Origin of the sequence: Nostoc flagelliforme FACHB-838, assembly GCF_014698065.1 — a bacterium.
In the GTDB taxonomy this organism is placed as follows: domain Bacteria; phylum Cyanobacteriota; class Cyanobacteriia; order Cyanobacteriales; family Nostocaceae; genus Nostoc; species Nostoc flagelliforme_B.
This window is the reverse complement of the sequence record NZ_JACJSI010000498.1, coordinates 1-3,766: the sequence shown is the minus strand read 5'-3', so window position 1 is coordinate 3,766 and position 3,766 is coordinate 1. Positions and strand designations below refer to the sequence as shown.

The following is a 3,766-nucleotide window of genomic DNA, read 5'->3' as shown; positions in this document are numbered from 1 at the left end:
ACCTCAATATTTGAAGGCAACAAACTATTACAAAATAGCCGCAAGATTGACACAGTAGGCGTTCACCATCTTTGTGAGACGATAGCGAATAACCTCCAAACCCGTCGCCACCTCGGTAAACCAGCTAACCCTCATCTGATCCGAGAGGGGATGAGCAAGAATTTTGTTTATGGAACCACCAATTGGGAGTTTTCAAGCATTTACTCATCAGAACTCAAGGGATGGCTTGCATCTTGTTTAGTGCCTGCGTGGAAGCATTTGCAATCCCGCGCTGATGACCTGGATGCTATTTACCTTGTGGGTGGTGGTGCAATGCTGCCATCGGTTAGTGCAATCGCATCTAGGCAAGGAATTGCACAGATTCCTAATTCCCAAACGGCCAATGCAATTGGGTTACTGAAATTAGCTGTTGCATCACTAAAGAAGGTTTAATTCATGGCGAAAGATAACCGGGTTTGCATCCCCAAAGATTTGATTGACCCCGTAAAGGCTGAGGCGGAAAAACTGCTTCTCACCGATGACCTGACCTCTGCTGTGACTTGGATTTTAAGGGCTTACTTTCGAGATAAAAATTCACTTTGCTGTCAGCACAAGCAACAACCCGCTCTAACTGAGCAGTCCCAACCCGATAGCTTAAGTAACTTTGAGGATTTGTTCGTAGCGTAACCATGAAAATCAACAAAACACTTGGATTCTCTGTTGCTGCTCTTGGCTTTCTAGCCCTTGGCTATTTCGGAGTGCAGCAGCTTGGCAGAAACAATATGTTTACCATCGCCGCAGCCGTGGGAGGTGCAGGGGCCATCAGCTATGTACTTCAAAAGCCGAACCAGCCAGAAGCCCCAACCGCACCGATAAAAGCTCAAAGAAAAGGAAAGAAGTCATGAGCGACCAAGACACCCAAAAGACACAACCAAGCCTAACAACAACCGAAATCATGACCATCATCCTCGGTTGCGAACAGACTCTAAGGTTCGTGCAAGCATCGCCAAATTACAAACAAATTGAAGCGTCGGAAAAGTTCAGTACATCGAATGACCTGCGTCTGGGTGATGCTGTTCAGACGCTTGTTGAAGTTCACGAAGCGATTCTAAATATCGAGTTTTATTCCCAAGTCGAGGGACAACCAAATGCTTTCAACGACAGCCTTACAGCGTAATCATTTGTACCAATTCCGTGGTCAACAACTGCGCTATAGCCACCGCTCTAATTGTCGAGTCAATGCCCCTTTCATATTCAATGACTCGAAAGGCAGAAGAAAAGAATTAAGCCAAAACCAAGTAATTAGGGAGGTTTTTGAACTTGTTGAGTTTTGTGAGAACTGATAATGAAGCGATTGCCCCGACCGACCAAAGTAAGTGCAATCGCCTCACCCGAAAGTGCATCAAGTACACATCGTTACAAGGATTCTAACAAATGACACTTCACTACACTAATCCCCACGATTGGGGCAAATCGCCTCTGACCGACTCCGCCCTAAGAAAGCAGCAATTCAAAGCAGAAAATCCTGAAGAATGGGCAGCAATGATTGAGGCAGATATTGAGGCACTTTCCACACCAATATTCGAGAGTGAAGATTACCCACCCTTTACCGGGACGGAATTCTTAGCAACTCATGAAACCATCGATGACCATCCATACTCTGCTGCATTTGGTCAATTCTTGGGTAATGGGATTGACGCGGACATTGCAAATATTCTGGCATTTGGTGAAAACCGATTTGATTTAATTTCCGAAGATTTTGACGACCCTGTAAGGCAACTAGCAACGAGAATTTATAGCCGATTTGAAGAGATGGGTTACTGGGATAAGTTGCCCCAATCATCCAGCAATATCGACTATGACTACATCCCTTATTAGGAGGATCGGAGATGGACTTTGCAATACGTAATCCGGTAGTTGGTCATGCAAGCCATATCGATGAAAAAGCGCTTTCCTGGGGAGGATTTGAGTCTGATATTTTTGGCTATCTCTCCGATATAAATAAGCTAGAACAGTTCGCTGATTATGCGAATAATGCCCAAGAATTATCTGACCGATTAGAGCCGTTCTTAGACAATGCCAAAGTTGTCTTTGAGGCGATGGAGAAGTTGACCAAAGGACAAGTGACCTGGGTCGAACTTCGTAAACAATATGGCTCTCACGTTGCGGGTGCTATCGCCAAAATTCGCAAACTCAATTCGGAATTTGATTCGGAGATGAGTAAGATAGATGCCCAAGATAGAGCCGACTTGCTGCGAATTGATCAGAAACGTAAGCACGGACTAGCCGAAGTTGCAGTCCAATTACACCACGATTTGCAAGCAGAATTGTGGCGGCATGAAAACAAGATTAGCGGCATCGAAAATAGACAGACTGTGCAAGCCGAAAGGCAAGCAATTACTACAGGATTAAGAGAGAAACGACAACAACTTTTAGCCCGTGCGAGGTTTGGTTCAAGGGCATTAGAACCAAATCTTGCACCCCAGGAAGTCATACCAGTTACTAGCCAAAATCATGCACCATCGTCAAGTGTTTCTGCAACAGGAACAGTTCGCGGTTGGGGTGCAATGTTGGGTAACTTGTGGCAGAAGTTAGGCGACAGATAATCAATTAATTAGGTAAGGCTGATGCTAGTAAGGAAACGAAATGAAGATCCTCATAGCGTCAGCCCTTTTTCAATGGAAGGGCTGGCACAAACACCACAATCAACTAAGCAGCAGAAACAACCCGAACAGTCACCACCACTACCAGAAAATAATAGAGGTCGGACATTTAGACGTGCTGGTAATGCTTGTGAAATTGTCGCTGGCAGTTGCTTAAACAGTGCAGTGATTTTCACCTTTCATCTATTGCAAGTTCACCCCGTTGGAATGTTCCTAGCTGTAGGTACTGCACACCTGTATTTTACTGCTACTGCAACAGGTGAAGGGTTCAACAATTTTGTCACTAATTTAATGACTGGTTGCAGTGCATCGTTAGCGTTATTGTGTGCGCTCAATGAACCGTTAGGCGAGTGGAACGAATCGAGAATTTCTACTAGTACAGTTAAGACTTCTATCGAGTCGGTTTATAAGCCAAAAACTGCTGAATCTTCAAGTTGGATGGATGGTGCAGGAGTGGGCATATTTCTAGCGATATTAATGTTTTTTCTATTTGGTGGTAAAAGAGGTAAATGAACTATCTATCTGAGAAACATAAACAGTTATCCGAGTCGCAACAATCGGGTTTAATGAAGTGGTTCGGACAGTTGCCGATGGATAAAAAAGCTGTTGCAATTGGGCTGAGTTTAACTGTTGGTATTGGATCAGCTGCGATGGCGTGGAAAGGGGAATCAAGCGACCGCATTTATTTCTGCGTTCGGACTCCCCAGAAAAAATTGGTATGTCAGGATCAGAATAACAGACCTTTCAGAATGACCCCCTACTACTGGTCACAATGGCAGTTAGAAGGAATGCCGCGCCAAGTAGTGCGTGACCCAGCTATGGGCGTTAATGGGCTGGTGAAAGCGACTAACCAATACAAGCCTTTTTGGGCGTTTGGAGGATTCCTGGGGTTTGCGCTAGCTGGGTGGATGCTGCGGCACTGCCAATCGGAAGAGAAGCAGAGAGCAGTTTTTGAAGACATTGCCCAAAAACGGGATGCGGCGAAAGCAGAGATGGCTGCACGTTCCGAGTTGTTAGAGAGTTACCGAGATGTTGCGATCGCAGAAGTCCAATTGCAAGCTGACCTGGATTTAGTCGCCAATGATCGCACTGTTGATATCACCAAAGCCGAGATTTACGCCCAC

General features: G+C 45.2%; 6 protein-coding genes and 2 pseudogenes. All 8 read left to right on the top strand.

Annotated elements, in window-relative coordinates; all coding sequences use genetic code 11:
• Positions 1-432 (top strand): annotated as a pseudogene (locus H6G97_RS47385) (hypothetical protein); the annotation flags it as partial.
• A gap of 3 nt (positions 433-435) precedes the next feature.
• Complete coding sequence (locus tag H6G97_RS47380; RefSeq protein ID WP_100897544.1) at positions 436-666, top strand: hypothetical protein; 231 nt, start codon at positions 436-438, stop codon at positions 664-666.
• Between the two features lie 2 nt (positions 667-668).
• Positions 669-884 (top strand): hypothetical protein, encoded by a 216-nt coding sequence (locus tag H6G97_RS47375; RefSeq protein WP_190947288.1) that lies wholly within the window; start codon positions 669-671, stop codon positions 882-884.
• Positions 881-1,156, top strand: a complete 276-nt coding sequence (locus tag H6G97_RS47370; protein WP_190947287.1) for a hypothetical protein — start codon at positions 881-883, stop codon at positions 1,154-1,156. The genes H6G97_RS47375 and H6G97_RS47370 overlap by 4 nt, the downstream gene beginning before the upstream one ends.
• 257 nt (positions 1,157-1,413) lie before the next feature.
• The gene (locus tag H6G97_RS47365) at positions 1,414-1,857 is read left to right on the top strand and encodes a hypothetical protein (protein ID WP_190947286.1); all 444 of its coding nucleotides are present in this window, start codon (positions 1,414-1,416) and stop codon (positions 1,855-1,857) included.
• A gap of 11 nt (positions 1,858-1,868) precedes the next feature.
• Positions 1,869-2,585 (top strand): hypothetical protein, encoded by a 717-nt coding sequence (locus H6G97_RS47360; RefSeq protein ID WP_190947285.1) that lies wholly within the window; start codon positions 1,869-1,871, stop codon positions 2,583-2,585.
• Between the two features lie 21 nt (positions 2,586-2,606).
• Positions 2,607-3,155 (top strand): hypothetical protein, encoded by a 549-nt coding sequence (locus tag H6G97_RS47355; protein WP_190947284.1) that lies wholly within the window; start codon positions 2,607-2,609, stop codon positions 3,153-3,155.
• Positions 3,152-3,766: pseudogene (locus H6G97_RS47350) on the top strand (hypothetical protein); the annotation flags it as partial. The gene H6G97_RS47355 and the pseudogene H6G97_RS47350, both read left to right, overlap by 4 nt.

Bases quoted from the DNA above. Each gene is read 5' to 3' on its own strand.
- H6G97_RS47370 (WP_190947287.1), top strand. From the start codon at position 881: ATGAGCGACCAAGACACCCAAAAGACACAACCAAGCCTAACAACAACC.
- H6G97_RS47380 (WP_100897544.1), top strand. From the start codon at position 436: ATGGCGAAAGATAACCGGGTTTGCATCCCCAAAGATTTGATTGACCCC.
- H6G97_RS47360 (WP_190947285.1), top strand. From the start codon at position 1,869: ATGGACTTTGCAATACGTAATCCGGTAGTTGGTCATGCAAGCCATATC.
- H6G97_RS47355 (WP_190947284.1), top strand. From the start codon at position 2,607: ATGCTAGTAAGGAAACGAAATGAAGATCCTCATAGCGTCAGCCCTTTT.
- H6G97_RS47365 (WP_190947286.1), top strand. From the start codon at position 1,414: ATGACACTTCACTACACTAATCCCCACGATTGGGGCAAATCGCCTCTG.
- H6G97_RS47375 (WP_190947288.1), top strand. From the start codon at position 669: ATGAAAATCAACAAAACACTTGGATTCTCTGTTGCTGCTCTTGGCTTT.